This window comes from uncultured Brevundimonas sp., assembly GCF_937870815.1.
Taxonomy (GTDB): domain Bacteria; phylum Pseudomonadota; class Alphaproteobacteria; order Caulobacterales; family Caulobacteraceae; genus Brevundimonas.
Map to the genome: position 1 here is coordinate 1 of NZ_CALMZS010000069.1, position 17559 is coordinate 17559.

The 17559-nt window shown below is 68.0% G+C and carries 11 protein-coding genes; 4 read left to right on the forward strand and 7 right to left on the reverse strand.

The window, feature by feature from the left end; translation table 11 throughout:
• Nucleotides 1–16: 16 nt before the first annotated feature.
• The 7 genes from Q0588_RS04370 to Q0588_RS04400 are packed head-to-tail and all read right to left on the reverse strand — an operon-like array spanning nt 17 to nt 9295.
• The gene (locus Q0588_RS04370) at nt 17–1279 is read right to left on the reverse strand and encodes a DUF3422 family protein (RefSeq protein ID WP_298744100.1); all 1263 of its coding nucleotides are present in this window, start codon (nt 1277–1279) and stop codon (nt 17–19) included.
• A gap of 13 nt (nt 1280–1292) precedes the next feature.
• Nucleotides 1293–3410 carry an HAD-IC family P-type ATPase gene (locus Q0588_RS04375; protein WP_298744102.1) on the reverse strand — a complete coding sequence of 706 codons (2118 nt, stop codon included), beginning with the start codon at nt 3408–3410 and terminating at the stop codon, nt 1293–1295.
• A gap of 4 nt (nt 3411–3414) precedes the next feature.
• A complete protein-coding gene (locus Q0588_RS04380; RefSeq protein WP_298744103.1) occupies nt 3415–4446 on the reverse strand; it encodes a c-type cytochrome in 1032 nt (343 codons plus the stop codon).
• Nucleotides 4447–4449: 3 nt separating this feature from the next.
• Entirely contained in the window at nt 4450–5691 is a 1242-nt protein-coding gene (locus Q0588_RS04385; protein WP_298744105.1) for a c-type cytochrome, read from the reverse strand.
• Complete coding sequence (locus Q0588_RS04390) at nt 5688–6308, reverse strand: cbb3-type cytochrome c oxidase subunit II (protein WP_298744106.1); 621 nt, start codon at nt 6306–6308, stop codon at nt 5688–5690. Before Q0588_RS04390 ends, Q0588_RS04385 begins: the two co-directional genes overlap by 4 nt.
• Nucleotides 6305–7909, reverse strand: coding sequence for a cbb3-type cytochrome c oxidase subunit I (locus Q0588_RS04395; RefSeq protein WP_298744107.1), 1605 nt, complete (start codon nt 7907–7909; stop codon nt 6305–6307). Before Q0588_RS04395 ends, Q0588_RS04390 begins: the two co-directional genes overlap by 4 nt.
• Before the next feature lie 21 nt (nt 7910–7930).
• Nucleotides 7931–9295: an alginate export family protein gene (locus Q0588_RS04400; protein WP_298744109.1), complete on the reverse strand. Its 1365-nt coding sequence runs from the start codon at nt 9293–9295 to the stop codon at nt 7931–7933.
• A gap of 510 nt (nt 9296–9805) precedes the next feature.
• On the opposite strand from Q0588_RS04400, the gene Q0588_RS04405 reads away from it, so the two are divergent.
• The 4 genes from Q0588_RS04405 (at nt 9806) to Q0588_RS04420 (ending at nt 17420) form a co-directional block, all read left to right on the forward strand.
• Nucleotides 9806–11365 carry a tryptophan halogenase family protein gene (locus Q0588_RS04405; protein ID WP_298744110.1) on the forward strand — a complete coding sequence of 520 codons (1560 nt, stop codon included), beginning with the start codon at nt 9806–9808 and terminating at the stop codon, nt 11363–11365.
• Nucleotides 11366–11609: 244 nt separating this feature from the next.
• The gene (locus Q0588_RS04410; RefSeq protein WP_298744111.1) at nt 11610–14549 is read left to right on the forward strand and encodes a TonB-dependent receptor; all 2940 of its coding nucleotides are present in this window, start codon (nt 11610–11612) and stop codon (nt 14547–14549) included.
• 135 nt (nt 14550–14684) lie between these two features.
• The gene (locus Q0588_RS04415; protein WP_298744112.1) at nt 14685–15362 is read left to right on the forward strand and encodes a DUF6445 family protein; all 678 of its coding nucleotides are present in this window, start codon (nt 14685–14687) and stop codon (nt 15360–15362) included.
• Between the two features lie 534 nt (nt 15363–15896).
• Nucleotides 15897–17420, forward strand: coding sequence for a site-specific integrase (locus Q0588_RS04420; protein WP_298744113.1), 1524 nt, complete (start codon nt 15897–15899; stop codon nt 17418–17420).
• Nucleotides 17421–17559 lie beyond the last annotated feature (139 nt).

Sequence of the window (17559 nt, forward strand, 5' to 3'; positions counted from 1 at the left end):
GCCCCGGGCGGCCCGGTCAGGAGGGGGGGCGGCCGCCCGCCTCCTCGCCCTCGATGCGCCGGATCCGTCGCCGCAGATAGAACCACACCAGCAGGATGGTCACGGGCGCGGCCAGGGCGGTGAGCGCTTCCGGAGAGAAGCCGTAGCGATGGGCCAGGGGCTTGAGCCCGTAGCCCAGCAGGGCGAGCGCATAGTAGCTGAGGGCGACGACCGAGAGATTCTCGACCAGCTGCTGAAGCTGCAACTGCCGCGCGCTGGTCCGCTCGACCGAATGCAGCAGGGCGGTGTTCTGGGCCTGGACGCGCATCTCGATCCGCGTCCTGAGCAGGGCCGTGGCGCGTTCCAGCCGCGTGGCCAGGGCGTCCAGGCGTCCCGAGAACGCCTGGCAGGTCCGGGTCGCGGGGGTCAGGCGGCGGTCGATGAAGTCGTCGAGGCGCTGGAATCCTTCGATGCGGACGCAGTCCAGATCGCGCAGCCGGTCCGCGACGATGCCGGAATAGGCCGCCGCGGCCCCCAGCCGGAAGGCGGTCGTCGCGGTCAGGCCGGCGGCCTCGGCCGAGAGCCGGCTGATCGCGTCAAGCAGAGTCTGGTCGTCCCGCTCCCCGGTCAGCCGGTTCGAGACGGCGACCAGGGCGGCCTCGAGCCGGTCGAGATCGGCGGTCCGCTCCTGGACCATCGGCAGGGCCAGCAGCGCCAGGTTGCGGTAGTTGCCGATCTCCTGGACCCGCTGGGCCAGTCGTCCCAGATCGGCCGGGTGCATGCCGCCCGCGGCCAGCACCAGACGGCCCCACCCGTCCTCGTGGACCTTGAAGTCGGACCACAGGCGCGCGCTGTCCTTTCGACAGCTGATCAGGTCTTCGGGATCGAGTTCGGCGACGGCCCGGGCGGCCCGGCCCTCGTCGGCCTCGACGACGATCCGGACCGCCCGGATGACCAGGCCCGGCGCGGTGTCGAGCCAGTCGAGCAGCACGGCCGGGTGAGGCGTCATGGAGAAGGGATCGCCCGCCGCGCCGGAGATGATCGTATAGGTCGAGGCCTCGCTGTGCCGCTCCCAGAGCCAGGTCCCGCCGCCGGCGACCGTGCCGCGCCCGTGGCGGGGGAACACCTCGCCCGACCGCCCGGCCAGGTCCAGGACCGCCGCATATTCCCGCTCGCGGTCGGCGTCGTCAACGAGACGCAGGACCTGCAGGATCCGGCACGGCGTCGTCAGGGGCGGCATCCGGCGGAGATGCATTTCCGAGACGATGCGCTGACGCATCGGATGGCTCGACAATTTCATGGCCACGCCCTCCCTAGTCGCCGGCGCCGGGGCGCATCGCATTGGCCGTCACCGCCAGGGAGCTGGCGATCATGGCCACGGCGGCCCAGGCGGGTCCGAGCAGGCCCAGGGCCGCGGCCGGCAGGGCGACGAGATTGTAGGCGAGGGCGAGCCCGATATTCTGGCGCAGCCGGCGCCGCGCCGCGCCGGCGAGGTCGAGGGCGTCGATGACGCGGCCGAGCCCGCCCCGGGTGACGACGACGGCGGCCGTCGCGGACGCCGCCGCATGCGCCCGGGCGACCGAGAGTCCGCAGTCCGCGGCGGCCAGGGCCGGGGCGTCGTTCACGCCGTCGCCGACGAACAGCACCGGGCCTCGCGCGCGGCGTACCAGTTCGGCCTTGGACAGCGGGGTGCAGGCGGCGAAAACGGCGGACGGCTCGAGCCCGACGGCGCGGGCGACGGCGCGGGCCGGGCCTTCGGCGTCGCCGGTCGCCAGCAGGACCTCGATCCCGCGCCGCCGCAGCTCCCGGACGGTGGGGCCGGCCTCGGCGTCGACCGGATCGCCGATCAGAAGGTCCCCGACCGGGGCGTCGTCCAGCCACACCCGCAGGCGGGTGGCCGCCTCGCCGTCGCCGCCGGGCGCGCCGCCGACCCGGATGCGCCGCCCGGCCAGGTCGAGCCCCCGCGCCTCGCGGCTTCCGCGCCGGCCTCCGGGCCCGAGCGGACCGCCGTGGTGCGCCGTCACCGCCCGCGCCAGGGGATGGTCGAGGCCGGTTTCGGCCCGGGCCGCGAGCGCCGCGACCTCCGCCTCGGTCCAGCCCTCCCGGGGCTCGACCGACAGGACGCGCGGCTGGCCGGCCGTCAGGGTGCCGGTCTTGTCGAAGATCGCCGTGCGAATGTCGCCCAGCCGTTCGATGACGGCGGCGTCGGTCAGGTGAAGGCCGCGTCCGGCGGCGAGCACGCCGGTTCTCAGGTGAACCAGCGGGGCCGCGAGCGCCAGGGCGCAGGGGCAGGCCGCCAGCATCACCACCAGGCCCCGGACGAGGCCGGTCTGGAGCGAACCGGTCATCGCCGCGGCGGCCAGCGCCACGAGGAGGGAAACCACGGGAATGGCCGTGGTCAGGGCGCCGGCCGCGCGGGTCACGGCGTCGGCCGGTTCGCCGCGCGCCGCCAGCTCCAGGGCGATGCGCCCGCCCATGCGGTCCACGTCGCGGTCGCCGGAGAGACGGTCGACACGCACTTCCACGGGTCTGACGAGATTGACCGCGCCGGCGGCGATGCGGTCGCCGACATCCAGGGCGCTCGCTCCGCTCTCCCCGGTCAGTATGGCGGTGTCGACGGCGCTCCGGCCGCTCACGACGACGCCGTCGACGGTCGAGACCCCGCCGGCGCGTACCAGGACGACATCGCCGATCTCGAGCCGCTCGCAGCGCACCGTCTCCCAGCCGCCGGCGGCGTCGCGCCGCTCGGCGCTGTCGTCGAACAGCCGGCCGAGGGCCAGCGTGGCGTCCGTCGCCTTTCGCCGGATGCGGGCCTCGATCAGCCGGGCCAGCAGCAGCAGGGTGATCAGCATGACGGCGGTGTCGAAATAGACCTCGGACCCCCCTCCCGCGAGGTTGAGCGCCGAGGCCGCCACCGAGCCGGCCACGCCGAGGCTGATCAGGAGGTCCAGGCCGGGCGTGCGCAGGCGGATCGAGCGCACCGCCATCCGCGCGATGCCGTAGCCGCCCAGGACGATCACCGGCGCGGCCAGCACGCCGCTGGCCAGGGCGACCCACCAGGCCGCGGCGGTCGACAGTCCCGCGTCCAGATAGAGCGCCGCCGCGAAGGCCATGGACCACATGCCGAAGGCGATCGCCACCGCCAGCCGCAGCGCGAGCGAGCGGACTTCCCGATCCAGCCGCTGGCGGATGCTCCGGGGGTCGCTGCGGTCGAGCAGGCGATAGCCCGCCTCGCGCACGCAGGCGCGGACCGCCGTGGCGTCGCACCGCGCCGGGTCCCACTGCACCAGGGCGGAGGCGGTCACATAGTGGACGCCGGCGTCGATCACGCCGTTGATCGCCCGCAGGCGGCTTTCCAGGCCTCGCGCGCACCCGCCGCACCACAGGCCGTCCACGGCGAACAACTGCCGGGTGACGGCGGGGGCGGCCACCGGCCTAACGTCCACCGGCCGGCGCGGCTGGCGGGGCGCCGACCCCCAGCAGGCGGCCCTGATACATTCGACCGTAGAAGGTCTCCGCGCCGGAGTGGTTGCGCGCGGCGTTCTCGGCGACCGTGCCGGTCTGACGGGGGTCCCGGGGCCGTTCGTGGCTGTTGATGTAGGCCGCGACGTCCCAGGCCTGCTGATCGGTCAGCCGGTTGGACTGGCCGAGCGGCATGTTCGCCTTGATGAAGGCGGCCGCGGTGTTCACGCGGGCCATGCCGGCGCCCCAGTTGTAGGACTGGGGGCCCCACAGGGGTGGGAAGACCGGGCGGCCGTTGGCGTCGGACCGGCCCTGTCCGTCGGCGGAATGGCAGACCGCGCAATTGGCGGCGAAGACTTGGGCCCCGCGCGCGGGATCGTAGCCGAGGGCGGTCTTCTCCAGCTTTGGATAGCCGGCGCCCTCCATATCGACGCCCGTGGGGGCCCCGGTGGCGAGGAAATGCATATAGGTCTGCAAATCCTTGTAGACGTCGTGGCCGGCCGGCGGCGGGCCGCCGCTGGGCGAGGCCTGGGCGTTCATTGAATAGGTGAAACAGCCCTTGATCCGATCCTCCATCGTATTGATCTGTTTGTTCTTGGAGCGATATTTCGGATAGGCGACCCAGGCGGCCCACATCGGGGCCGAGTCCGGCCGCCGTCCCCCGTCCAGGTGACAGGCCGCGCACGACAGGCTGTTGCCGACGAAGTCCGAGGCGTTGGCCGGGGTGTTCATGAAGATCGCCTCGCCCCGCCGGATGGCGTCGCCGGAGGGCCCCTCCGGTATGGCCGAGGACATCGGCGGCTGGAAATAGGCGGCCGGCTCGAGGCCCGGTCCATCGCCGCCTTCGCTGCCCTTGCGATCGCGAATCCAGCCGGCGTCGACGGCCAGGGTGCCGATCACGAAGAGGGCCAGTCCGCCGGCGACGGCGAAGATGGCGTCGCGGGCGAAGCTGCCCTTGCGCGGCTTGTCGGGGCCGGTGGTGGGGGAATCGGCGTCGTCGGACATGGTCTAGGGCCTGTCGTCAGGGGGTGAGGCGGGATTGGGCGGCAGGGTGGCCAGGTAGTCGGCGACGGCGCGACGGTCGGCGTCCGACAGGTTGCGGGAGACGGTGTTCATCAGGTCCACCGAGGAATTGTCGCGCTGTCCGCCGACCCATGCGGACAGCTGGGAGGCCGTGTAGGCGGGATGCTGGGCCGCGAGGGAGGGAAATTGCGGCGCGACCCCGAAGCCCGAGGGCCCGTGGCAGGAGAAGCAGGCCGGCACGTTCTTCGACCAGTCGCCATAGAGCGCGAGACGCTCCCCCCGCGCGATGTCGCCGCCGAGGGACGGCCGGGCCGTCGAGGGCGCGCGCAGCCTCGCATAATAGTCTCCCAGGGCGCGCCGCTCGGCGGGCGACAGCGCCTTGGCGACGATGGCCATCGATTCGTTCTCGCGGGCGCCGGTGACATAGTCGTTGAGCTGTTTGACGATATAGGCCGAGGGCAGTCCGGCGAGCCGGGGCACGGTCCCGCCGCCCTGACCCTGGACGCCGTGGCAGGACGAGCAGGCCCAGGCCCCGCCTCTCCCCTCGTTGATCAGGCGGATCACCCCGGCGTCGGCCGCCGCCGTCGGCGGCGCGACGAATTCGGGTTGCGGCGCCAGGGCCGGGGCCAGCCGGGATGTGATCTCCGCTCCGCCGCGCCACGCGCCCCGGTCCGGAAAGCGACGGCGCTGGGCCGCGACGAAGGCGCCCGTGACCGGGGCCTCGGCCCCGCCCCAGGTCCGGCGCACGTGCGAGGCGACGCGGGCCAGCTCCTCGTCGGACAGAACGCTGGAGAAGTTCGGCATATGGCCGTTGAAGGTGCGGCCGCTGACGGCGATGGGGCCGTCGATCCCGTGGAGCAGGATCTGCACCACGACCTCGGGGTCGGCCGAGACAAACGCCGAACCTTCCAGCGGCGGCACCGCGCTGCGCACGCCCACGGCGTTGGACTGGTGGCAGGAGGAGCAGCGGGCCTGGAAGATCTCCGCCCCGGAATTGACCGCGTGACGGGGCGTCTCGGCCAATTGGGCGGCCCGTTCGGACCGGCCGACGGCAATGGCCTGGGTGTTGTCCCACAGGGTGACTCCCCCCCACAGGGCGAGGGCGACGGCGATCCACAGGATCGGCGGCGGGATGCGCCGGAACTCTTCGTAGGGCTCATAGGCCTCGTCCGGCTCGCGCCGTTCGCCGGGGGCCGGGGTCCGTCGCATCCAGGGAAAACGGATCATCGCGGCTCGCCCCGCTCGCTGTAGCCGTCGTCGCGCAGGCCGGCGGCGGGAGCCGGGAAGGTCCGGTCGAGGCTCTTCAGATAGGCCGCGAGGTCCAGGGCCTGGGGGCGGGCCACGACGACCTTGCCTGGCGGCGCATAGCCCTCGGGCAGGGTGACGACGACATCGCCCCTCTCCGCCCTGTCCTTGATCTCGAACAGATAGGGATAGGCCGGCATGATGCTCCAGTCGAACACGGCCCGCGGCTGGTACAGATGGGTCAGGTGCCAGTCCCGGCTGGGCAGCCGGGCGCCGACGTTCTGGAGGTCCGGCCCGGTCCGCATGGTGCCCAGCTGATGGGGCTGGTCGTAGAAATAGTCCGACGCCACGGAGGCCCGCCCCCAGCCGCGCTCGGCGTCCGGGGCCTGGTCCAGGGACCGGGGCTGCTGGCTGTGACAGTACATGCAGCCCTGCGACACATAGATGTCGCGACCGCGCAGTTCCGCCTCCGTATAGGCCTCGAGGCCCGGGGTGGGGGCCTCGGCCCGGATCTGGCTCCCCGGCAGGATCACCAGCAGCAGGGTGGCGAAGGCCAGGATGGCGAGGGCGAGGACGCCCAGGGGAATGACGCGGTTCATGCCGCGGTCGCCGGAATGGTGTCGCGGGCCGAGGCCTCCGCGGCGGACGACGGCGCCCGCCCTCGGGCGACCACCGCCAGGAAGTGGGCGGCGAAGATCAGATGGCCCAGGGTCATCAGGATTCCTCCTGCGGAACGTGCTTCGAGATAGGGTTTTAGCACCGTCACGCTGTCGGCGAACGGACGGGTCGCATCGAGCATCGCCAGGCCCTGGAGAAGGCCGCCTGCGGTCAGGGAGACGAAGTAGACGGCGAAGCCGGCGACGACGAGCCAGAAGTGGACGGCGATCATCCGGGGCCAGGGCCAGGCCCGCCCGGTCAGCCGCGGCAGGGTGTGATAGACGGCGCCGAACAGGACGAAGGACACGAAGCCATAGGCGCCGAGATGGGCGTGGCCGACGGTGTATTGCGTGAAGTGGGTCACGGTGTTGACGCTGCGCAGCGCCTCGATCGACCCCTGGAAGGAGGCCGCCGTGTACATCAGCGCGCCCAGGGAGATGAACCTCAGGGGCACCGAGGTCTTGAGCACCCACAGATTGCGCGCGACGGTGACGTGCTGGTTGACGGCCACGGCGATCACCGGGACGAACATCATCACGCTGTGGACGATGGACAGGGTGACGACCCAGGTGGGGACCGGGCCGCCGATCAGATGGTGGATGCCGACCTGGCTGTAGAACAGGGCCAGGCCCCAGAAGCCGAGCAGCGACAGGCTGTAGGAATAGATCGGCTTGCCGATGATCTTGGGAATGAAATAATAGGCCGCGCCGACCCCCAGGGGGGTGAGCCACAGACCCAGGACATTGTGGGCGAACCACCAGTTCACGGTGGCCTCCTGCACGCCGCTGTGCAGGCCCGGGAGGTTGGCGATGAAGAACAGGACGGGGAACCAGCACAGGGCGCCCAGATAGTACCAGCCGGTCACATAGATGTGGCCGACGTTGCGGTTCAGCGCCGTTCGCAGCAGGGGCAGGACGAAACAGGCCCCGGCGGCGGCCAGCAGGATGTCGATCTGCCAGGGGATCTCCAGCCATTCCTCGCCGTCGGTCCAGCCCGAGGCGATGGCCGCGGCCCCGGCGGCCAGGGCGATGTTCCAGAGCGCGGCGCCCAGGATCGGAAGGCGCGGGTGGCGCAGCGCGGTGTGGAAGATGCGCGGCGCGACCCACAGGGCCACGCCGATGCCGGTCAGCGAAAGCCAGCCGTAGGTCACCAGGTTGAGATGCAGGGTGCGGACCCGGCCGAAGGTCAGGGGCTCATAGGCCGACAGCCAGTCCGGCCAGTGCAGTTTCAGCGAGGCCATGACGCCGAACACGGAGCCCAGCGCCAGCCAGACGACGCCGCTGGCCAGCAGGATCAGGACCGGACGCCGGGACACCGCGTCGATGCCCGCCCGGACGGCGTCATAGTGGTGCGGGCCCGCGGCCTGGGCGTCGGCTCCGGCCATGGTGGCGTCGTCCGCCTGGCCGGCCTCGCCCGGGACGAACACCGTATAGGCCTGCCCCTGATGCAGCTCCATCTGACGGTTGCTCACCGCCCAGATCAGGAAGGCCAGCCCCAGCAGGGAGACCAGGAAGCTGAGGGCCAGCAGAAGGCCGATCGTCACCAACACGCGCGGGCTCCGGGATCAGAATGAGACGGTGACATCGGCATAGCCGAAGACGGTGTCGCCCGTGTCGGGCGCGTTGGGGGCCTCGCCCAGGTGCCTGCCCTTGAACAGGCGGGCCGCCCCGACCTCCAGCCAGACCCGGTCCGGATCCAGCGCGTATCGCGCGCGCGTCTCCAGCTGCTGCCCCGCGAAGCGGCCCGAACGGCCCGAAGGATCGGCGACGCCGGTCAGTCCCGGGGCGTCGGTCGGACTGTCAAGCCAGAGCCCGCGGTACATGGCCATGGCCTCGAACCTGGAGGAGGGCCGGATCTCCACCCGCACGCCGGGCGACCGGAGGTTCTGGCGCGAGATGGGGCCATAGAGGCCGGCGGGCCCGAATTCGAAGCGGCGGGCGCCGAACAGGGGGTCGAAGCGGGTGTAGCGGTCGCCGCCCCGGTCGCCGCTGGCCTGGTCGTAGTGGGCCGCCAGCCGGGGCTTCCAGGCGTGGTCGAGGGTCCGACCGAGCTCGGCATGGATGAACCAGGCGGCCACGTCCAGATCCCGGGTGTCGGCGACGGCGGCGGTGCGTCGGGCGGAGCCGACCTGGCCGGCGGCCTCGAGTTCGAAATCCATGCGGCCGGCGCGGGGCGGGCGGCGCCAGCGGAAGCCGGGCGTGAACAGCCGCCGGTTCCGGGTCTGCAGGGCCGCGTCATCCCGCTCCAGCAGGCCGTAGCCATACAGCTCAAGGGTCGCGGCCCGGTCGCCGACGGCGCGCACCCACGAGGCGCCGAACAGCTGCAGGTCGGTGCTTTCGCGGTCCCATTCGACGGCATGGTCCTCCACTCCCGGCCGGTCGTCGGGCAGCCGGTAGTGGGGCAGGACCCAGAAGGCGGTCAGTCCCCCGCCGGCCAGGGCGGTCTGGAGCCGGACGCCCGTATAGGCGTTGGTGGTGTTCCGGAAATTCTGCCGCGAGACCAGCCGTTTGGAGCCCAGGTCCATGGTCATCCGGCCCAGTTGCAGGGTGCTGGCGCCACCTTCGTCCAGGTCGACCTCGGCATAGGCCTGGACCAGCTCCAGCGCATTGACCTCGCTGGTGCCGACCGACGAGCGGGAATCCTGTCCGAACGCCCTCGAATCGAACAGTTCGGCCCCGAATCGAACCCGGCCGGCGTCATAGCCCAGGGCCAGGATCGCCCGCGTGAACAGGACGTCGTCGTGTTCGGCGAGGCGGGGACGGAACTGGCCCGCGAGGGATTCGGCCCGGACCCGCAGGCTGCCGGACACGGTCCAGGGGGATTCGGCCGGCGCGGCCGGTGGGGCCGGGGCGCGGTCCTCGGCCAGGGCCGGGCGAGGCCCCGCCGCGGCGATCAGCGCAAGTCCGACCGCGACCATTCCGAATTTCATCCGCCTTCCCCCCGCGATTTTCCGCCAGAGCCACGCTCCCAACCTTAAGGCAGTCTTAAGGCGGTGCCCGGCCGAATTCCCCGCGGCGGGATCGGCCAGTCCGGGTTTTCAGGGAGGAAATGGTGGATGCGACAGGGATTGAACCTGTGACCCCCTCGGTGACGCATAATAGCCGCCCAGGGCATGGCCGACGAGATCGCCGGTGAAGGGCGCCTTGTCGCCGCGGAAGATGTCGGAGAACGGCATCGCGATGCGCGGCGTCGTCTCGCCGTCAATGTAGCAAGGCGAGCAGGGCGGCCATTTTCGTTGGGTGTGACACGGCGTACATGTTCAATCCCGCCGGTAAGCGTCCCGCCAAGTTTCCCTGAAGTAACCGGTTCCATGCGCCAAGCGGCGCCTTTCGCTCATCGGCCAGGATATTGTCCGGGCGCCGTCTTGTGCCGCGCCAAGTCGGCCGACTAGGCTGCGTCGCGGCCGGGGCGAGGCGCCGCGCCGCAAACAGGGCGGGATATGAAAACGCAATCGAACGCGACCGGAGCGGCCAATCCCAATGCGCCGCTCAAGACGATCACGATCATCGGCGGCGGCACCGCCGGATGGATGACGGCGGCGCTGCTCTCGAAATTGTTCATCAGCGGCTATGAGTTCCGCCTGATCGAGTCCGAGGAGATCGGCATTATCGGGGTCGGGGAAGCCACGATCCCCGCCATCAGAACCTACAACGCACTCGCGGGCATCGATCAGTATGAGATGATGCGCGCCACACAGGCGACCATCAAGCTCGGCATCCAGTTCGTCGACTGGCGCGAGCCGGGCCATTCCTACATTCACGGTTTCGGCAAGATCGGCCAGGATCTGATGTGGCTCCACCCGCATCAACTCTGGCTCAAGATGGCGGAGAAGGGCGCGGTCAAGCATTTTGATCACTATGCGGTCAATTGCCTGGCCGCGCGCATGAACCGCGTCGCCATGCCCGAGCACGGCACGCCCGGCTCGCCGCTGGCCGACATCGACTACGCCTATCATTTCGACGCTTCGCTCTATGCGGCCTATTTGCGCCGCCAGTCCGAAGCGCGCGGCGTCACCCGCATAGAGGGCCGCATTGTCGAGACGAGGCTGCGACCGGACAACGGGTTCGTGGACCGCGTCGTGCTCGCTGACGGCCGTGAGGTGGACGGCGACCTGTTCGTCGATTGTTCGGGCATGCGGGGCTTGTTGATCGGCCAGGCCCTCGGCGTCGGCTACGAAAACTGGAGCCAGTGGCTGTTGTGTGATCGCGCCCTGGCCGTGCCGTGCGAAAATGCACCCGAGCTTACCCCCTATACGCGTTCGACGGCGCGGGAATTCGGCTGGCAGTGGCGCATTCCCCTCCAGCACCGCATCGGCAACGGCTATGTCTATTCAAGCGCCCATGTCAGCGACGACGAAGCCGCTTCGGTGCTCCTGAACAATCTTGACGGCAAGGCTCTCGCCGATCCGCGCCCGGTGCGGTTCGCGCCCGGCAAGCGCCACAAGGCATGGGAAAAGAACGTGGTCGCCATCGGCCTCTCAAGCGGATTCCTGGAGCCGCTGGAATCGACCAGCATCCACCTCATCCAAACGGGGATTCTGCGCCTGATCGCATTGTTCCCGGGGCGTGGGTTCAACGCGGCGGACGTCGCTGAATACAATCGCCAGACCGACTTCGAATACCGCGACGTGCGCGACTTCATCATCGCGCACTATAAGGTGACCAACCGGGAGGACACGCCGTTCTGGGCCTACCTCAAGCACATGGACATCCCCGACAGCCTCACCGAACGGCTGGAGCTGTTCGGTTCGTCCGCGCGCTTCTTCGTCCACGGCAAGGCGGAGCTGTTTCGCGAGGAGAGCTGGGTGCAGGTGCTGCTCGGGCAGGGGCTGGCGATGCGCCATGATCCGATGGTCGACATGCTCACCGAGGCGCAGGTGACGGCGTTCCTGCGCGACATCGAAGAGGTGATCGCCGATTGCGTCGGCGCCATGCCGACGCACGCGGATTTCATCGCGCGAAACTGCCGGGCGCCAAGCTTCGCCGGCGCGTCCGCCTGAACCGCCGCCCAAGGCTGCCGCCGAGGCGGCGACACCCGGCTTATCTCACGGATTCGTGGTTTTCCGGTTACAGAATGCGTCGAGGCCGACACCGCCGACAATAAAGAATGTTGACAAGCGAGGGGCAGTTCAGACAATGCCTAAACGTCAAAAATAAGACGGCTAACGTCAAGATTCAGGAAACGCACCTATGATGTCTCCGGTTAATGTAACCGGTTACATTACGGAGCAGGGGGGCTAGAAGATGAAGAAATCCAGTGCAAACCGTCGCGGGCTCGCGTTTGGCGTTTCGGCGGCTGCGATGCTGGCCGCTCTGAGCTTCGGGGGAACGGCCTATGCGCAGGTGACCGGTTCGATCCAGGGCCGGACCCAGGGCGCCGTCGGGGAGGCCGTAATCTTCACCGACACGGTCACGGGCCAGCGCAGCAGGGCGACCATTGGCGCGGACGGCCGTTATGTGATCACGGGCCTGCGTCCCAGCACCTACACGGTCCAGGTGGGTTCGGAGGCGCCGGAAACCGTGACCCTGGCCGTCGGCGAAACCGTCACCGTGGATTTCGTGTCCGGGACCCTCGAAGACGTAATCGCCATCGGCGCGCGCCCCCGCGAGGTGCGCACCGCGACGGTCAGCACCAACGTCACGCCGCTGCAGCTCGAAGTGCTGCCGACCGTGTCGCGCAACTTCCTCGACGGCGCCGCGCTCGCGCCGGGCGTGACGGTGACGAACGACTTCACCACGAACAACAAGCGGCTCCAGGCGGGAGGCGTCTCGTCGCAGAACATCAACGTCTTCGTTGACGGCGTCAGCAACAAGGACCAGGTCGGCGGCAACGGCGTCGCCGGCCAGTCGTTCTCGCAAGGCAACCCGTTCCCGCAGTCGGCGATCCAGGAATTCCAGGTCCAGACGCAGAACTTCAAGGCCGAGTACGAACAGGCCGGCTCGGCGATCATCAGCGCCGTGACGCGCACGGGCGGCGACGAATTCCATGGCGCCGCCTACGCCACCTACATTCCGCAGGCATGGTTCGGGCAGCCGTTTTTCGACCGCGCCAATCCCAAGCCGGACTTCGAGCGCAGTCAGTACGGCGTCAATGTCGGCGGGCCGATCATCCGGGGCGTCCTGCATTTCTTCGCCGATTACGAAGCCACGCGCTCGCAATACCCGGGAGCCACGATCAACCTCACCGATCCGCGCGTTCCCGCCAGCTACCTGGCTGAAAATGGCACCGCGCTGGGCAATTTCGAGCTGGATAATTATTTCGCCAAGCTGACCTGGTTCGCGAGCGACGACGACACGGTCAATCTGAGCTACTTCAGTCGCCAAGAAACGGACATCCGCGATTTCGGGAACGTCGAAGTGAGTTCCCACGCCCGCAACGTCGCCACCCAAAGCGAAACCATCACGGCGGATTGGTCGCACCGCGGCGACAATTGGTTGAACGAGGTTTCGCTCAGCCGCTTCACCAACGAGACGGGCACGCCCACGGTTACGTCGGGCCCGGAGTTCAACCTGCAGAGAACCGACGGCGCCAACATCCTCGTCGCCGGCGCCCATTTCTTCACGCAGGCGAACACGAACGAGCACACGACGTTCAAGGAGACTTTCACCTACACCGGGGTCCAGGATCACGTCATCAAGGCCGGCTTCCGCTACAATCGGGCCGTGCTGGGCCGGGAAGAAAACAACGCGGCCAACGGCCGATACTTCTTCGACGCCTACGACAACGACAACGACGGTTGGACCCCGTTCACTGATTTTGACACGTCAATTCCGACGCGCGCGATCATTTCGACGCGGACGCCGGACCCCATCACGGCGACCGACAATCAATACGGCTTCTTCATCCAGGACGACTGGACGGTCGACGACCACTGGACGATCAACTACGGCCTGCGCTGGGACTACGAAGACAACGCGTTCAACAACGATTATGTGACCCCGGCCCTCATCGCGACGGCGCTTCGCGGCTACACGAACTGGCAGGCCGCCGGCATCGATCCGGAGGACTACATCACCGACGGCAGCAGGCGCGATCCGTTTACCGGCGCGTTCCAGCCGCGGATCGGCGTGTCCTATGACGTTAACGGTGATCGCAGCACCGTGCTGTTCGCCGGCGCGGGGCGCTACTATGACCGGAATATCTTCTACACGGCGGCGCTCGAGACCATCATCAACGCGCAGCAGATCCCGACGATTAATTTCTGCAACGGGCCCATGGAGGGCCAAGGCTTGCCGGCGTGCGACCCCTTGAATGATAGCCACCTTCAATGGAACGAAGCCTATCGCGACGCAGATGCGCTGCGCGCGGCCATTTCGCCCGACATCAGAGGCGACATCTGGGTGATCAATAACGACGCCAAGGTTCCGTATACAGACCAGTTCAACATCGGCATCCGCCAACGTTTCGGCGATTGGCAAACGGCGGCGACCATCGCCCACAATCGCTCATACGACGCCTTCATCTACGTGCGCGGCAACCGCCAGGCGAACGGCAATTACACCGACGCCGGCGACGCGTTTGTCCGGGACAACTTCCCGGCCTCCGACAGGCCGGCCGGCTATACGGGCCGGGTCAATATCGGCTCGAGCGAAGGCGAATACAAATATACGGCCCTCTATCTCACCGCGGACAAGCCCTATTCGGAAGATTCCGGCTGGGGCGTGACGGGCACGTTGACGGTGTCCGAGGCTCGATCGAATCAAGGCAGGGATTTCGGCGCCGCCGAGATGTTCAACGCCGGCAGGCAGGACGCATTCGGCTGGCAGGATGTGGCCGGGCTCGAGAAATGGCGTTTCGTCAGCACCGGCATCGTCGATCTGCCCTGGGACTTCCAGCTCTCGGGCGTTCTTACGCTTTCGTCCGGCCCGGGCTTCGGCGAAGTCGACTTTACCGAGCCTGCTGGGGCTCCAGGCTGCGGCTGCTTCACGTTCAACGAAGCGGGCGTCCACCAGCCGGATGGTATAAACTTCCAAAACCTCGACCTGCGTCTGTCCAAGACCTTCCGGCCCTGGGGCGGGCAGGAAATAAAGATCGACGCCGAGATCTTCAACGTGTTCGACAGCGTCAACCGCAACTACTCCACCTGGGGCGCGGGCTGCTGCGGCCCGACCCGGCCCTTGATCGAGAACGGCACGATTGGCTATGCCCGGACCTACCAGATCGGCCTCCGCTACAAGTGGTAAGCCGCGAAAGTAGTTGCGCATTCCAACTCTCGCGCTTTCACTGATGACCTCCTTGGGGAGGAAGCCTTCACCGGCTTCCTCCCTCTTGTCTTGCGCGCTGCCGAAACCGTGCCGGTTGCTCTATCGCATGTGTCCATGACGCCCAAACTCCTCCGCCTCGGCGCCGCGCGAAGCCCCGTCGTCGTCATCGACGACGCCACGGGCGCGGCGCGGGAGATCGTGCGGCTCGCCGCGAGCCTGGCGCCCTTCCCGAAGGCCAGGGACAATTTGTATCCGGGCCTGCGCCGCATGCTCGGCCCCGCCGACGGTGACGCCTTCGCCTATGTCGAGCGCACTCTGGAGAGCTTGGCGCCGTTCATCGGCGGGGCCTTCGGCTTCGATTCCTTCACCCTGTCCGAGGCCAGTTTTTCCCTTGTAACGGCGCCGCCGGAAACGCTCGCGCCCGCCCAGCGCGCGCCGCATTTCGATTCCGTCGATCCGAATTATCTGGCGATCCTTCATTATTTGAGCGACACGCCCGCCTCCGGAACCGCCTTCTATCGCCACCGCGCAACGAACGTGGAAGAGGTCGGCCCGGGCGATCTTGATCGCTATGTCGAGACCGCGCGGCGCGAAAACGCCGAAGCGGGCGGCTATGTGTGTGGTTCCAACAAGCACTACGAACAGATCGGGGAGGTCGAAAGCAAACAGGATCGCATCGCGATCTATCGCGGCTGCCTACTCCATTCCGGGACGATCCCCCCGGAACTGGCTCTGAGCGGCGATCCCGCGCGCGGGCGTCTGACCGCCAACATCTTCGTCGCCGGGGCCTGACCGGCCGCATCGGTTTCAAGGCGCTCCCGGTTCGTCATCACCGACCCTGGCTGCCGGCGATCTGCACCCTGAACAAAGCGGCTCCTGCCCACCTGCTGCCGACAGGATATGGTAGTTTGCTCTGACAGTCGGTGTATTCACACAGTCTCGATCGGAAGCGGATCTCTGGGCCGACAAGGCCCCAAGGTCGGTTTTCAGGCGACGAGTGGACATCGAATGGCCCCGGGCCGGGTAGCTATTTGGTGGCGGGTCATTTCAACATTAGTGGATCAGCACCATTAAACTATTGAAAGAAGTGGTGGATGCGACAGGGATTGAACCTGTGACCCCCTCGGTGTGAAGCGCCTCAAAGGCAATTTCAGGACATTTCACGGCTGTGCATAACTCGATAAGTCTCAGAAAAATGATGATTTAATTTTTCAGCGTTTTTCTTGCTTTTTCGCGAAATTCTGCATCGTCTGCCCCACCGGTGCCCCAGAAAATGCTAGTCTGGGTGGCGTTTGATTTGCAGCGCAGGCGCGAGGAGAGCGCGTGGTGGCCCGCCTTCAACTTAGCACGGACCGCCAGATCGCGGCCCTGAAACCCGCTGACAAGGTCTATGAGATGTCCGTCGGCGACAGTCGCGGGCTCGGCGTTCGTGTCTTCCCAACCGGGCTGAAGCAGTTCGAATTCCGCTATGTCGCCACCAACGGCGCGCGCCGCCGTCTCTGCCTCGGGGCCTATCCGGATCTGTCGCTCGCCAAGGCCCGATCGAAGGCCGCCGCATTGCGGATATCGGTCGTCGACGGAGGCGATCCCGTCGCGGAGATGACCGCGGCTCGCGAACGGGCGCGAACAGGCGAAACCCTTGATGAGCTGGCCGAGGCCTATTGGCAGGCGGCGACGGTGGGGCTTCACGGGGGGCGTCGCCGGCCCAAGCGAGACGTCACCCTCAACAACGAACGCCAGACCTGGCGCAACCACATCCAGCCACGTCTGGGCGCTCGACCGTTCACGGAGATCCGGCGCGCGGACGTCAAGATATTCATGCGGACACTGGTGACCGAGACCGGCATGGCGGCCGCCAGCGTGGCGTCCATCGGCTCCCTTCTTCACGCGGTTCTGGGCTTCGCGGTGCTCGAAGAGCGGATCGAGGCCAATCCCGCGCTCGGTCTGGCCCGGCCGCTCGCGCTGACTCCTCGTGAACGCATGTTTGACGACGCGGCCTTGAGAACGCTCTGGGACGCGGCGTCGGAGGCATCGGTGCCACGCGCCCCGGGTGAAAAGACGGCCGGAGTCCATGCTCGCCTGGAACCGGTCATGGGACTGGCGATCCAGCTGTTGATGCTGACGCTGACCCGCCGCACCGAGGTCGCCGGGGCCCTCAAGACCGAGTTCGACCGCGCCGCGAAAATCTGGACGATCCCGTCCGAGCGGGCCAAGGCCAGACACCAGCATGTCGTACCCCTCGGGGCCGATGCACTCGAGATCCTGGAGGTGGCCTGGGCGCTTGATCCGGGCAGTCCCTACCTCTTCCCGTCCGAGAGATCTCCCGGCCAACACCTGGATCCGCACGCGATAACCCGCGCTTTCGCGCGGACCTGTACACGCAGAAAACTGGCGGTGGGCTCACCCCATGACATCAGGCGGTCCGGCGCGACGACGCTCACGGGGCGCTACGGCGTCAGCCGCTTCGTGGTCGGGCTGGTGCTCGGACATACGCCCAACGAAGGGGCGGCAGTCACTAGCGTCTATGACCGCCACACCTATGTGCCGGAAAAGCGCGCAGCCCTGGAGTTGTGGGCAAGCCACCTCGTCAGGCCCGGGAAAGCCGTCGTGCCAACGCGCGAGGCTTTGTCGGTCGGGGCCAATACGCATGTCGACGAAGCCAAGGCGAGGGCATTGGCCCTGTGTCAGAAGGGAGAACTGCATGAGGCGGTGCTGTCAATCTGCATGGAGCTGTCGAGCCATCCGGACACCGCCAGTCCGCATCTGGCCATCCTCGGCAAGGTCGGACTTGAACTCGCGGCGGCGGGTTCACACGATCAGGTGGCGGGCTGGATCGGCGGGTTCCGTTAAGGGTTCGGAGAGGTCCGGATCAAGCCAGGTGACATGCGACCGCCGTCGATGAAACCGTTCATGGGGTCGCGTTCCGCCTGCCTGGATGGCGCAGGGTCATGGACACAAGCCAGATGGTCGCCAGCAGGGCGAACACGGC

What these genes read in the sequence shown, in the direction of transcription:
- Q0588_RS04370 (WP_298744100.1), bottom strand. Translation starts at nt 1,279, where the DNA reads ATGAAATTGTCGAGCCATCCGATGCGTCAGCGCATCGTCTCGGAAATG.
- Q0588_RS04380 (WP_298744103.1), bottom strand. Translation starts at nt 4,446, where the DNA reads ATGTCCGACGACGCCGATTCCCCCACCACCGGCCCCGACAAGCCGCGC.
- Q0588_RS04385 (WP_298744105.1), bottom strand. Translation starts at nt 5,691, where the DNA reads ATGATCCGTTTTCCCTGGATGCGACGGACCCCGGCCCCCGGCGAACGG.
- Q0588_RS04390 (WP_298744106.1), bottom strand. Translation starts at nt 6,308, where the DNA reads ATGAACCGCGTCATTCCCCTGGGCGTCCTCGCCCTCGCCATCCTGGCC.
- Q0588_RS04400 (WP_298744109.1), bottom strand. Translation starts at nt 9,295, where the DNA reads ATGAAATTCGGAATGGTCGCGGTCGGACTTGCGCTGATCGCCGCGGCG.
- Q0588_RS04405 (WP_298744110.1), top strand. Translation starts at nt 9,806, where the DNA reads ATGAAAACGCAATCGAACGCGACCGGAGCGGCCAATCCCAATGCGCCG.
- Q0588_RS04410 (WP_298744111.1), top strand. Translation starts at nt 11,610, where the DNA reads ATGAAGAAATCCAGTGCAAACCGTCGCGGGCTCGCGTTTGGCGTTTCG.
- Q0588_RS04415 (WP_298744112.1), top strand. Translation starts at nt 14,685, where the DNA reads ATGACGCCCAAACTCCTCCGCCTCGGCGCCGCGCGAAGCCCCGTCGTC.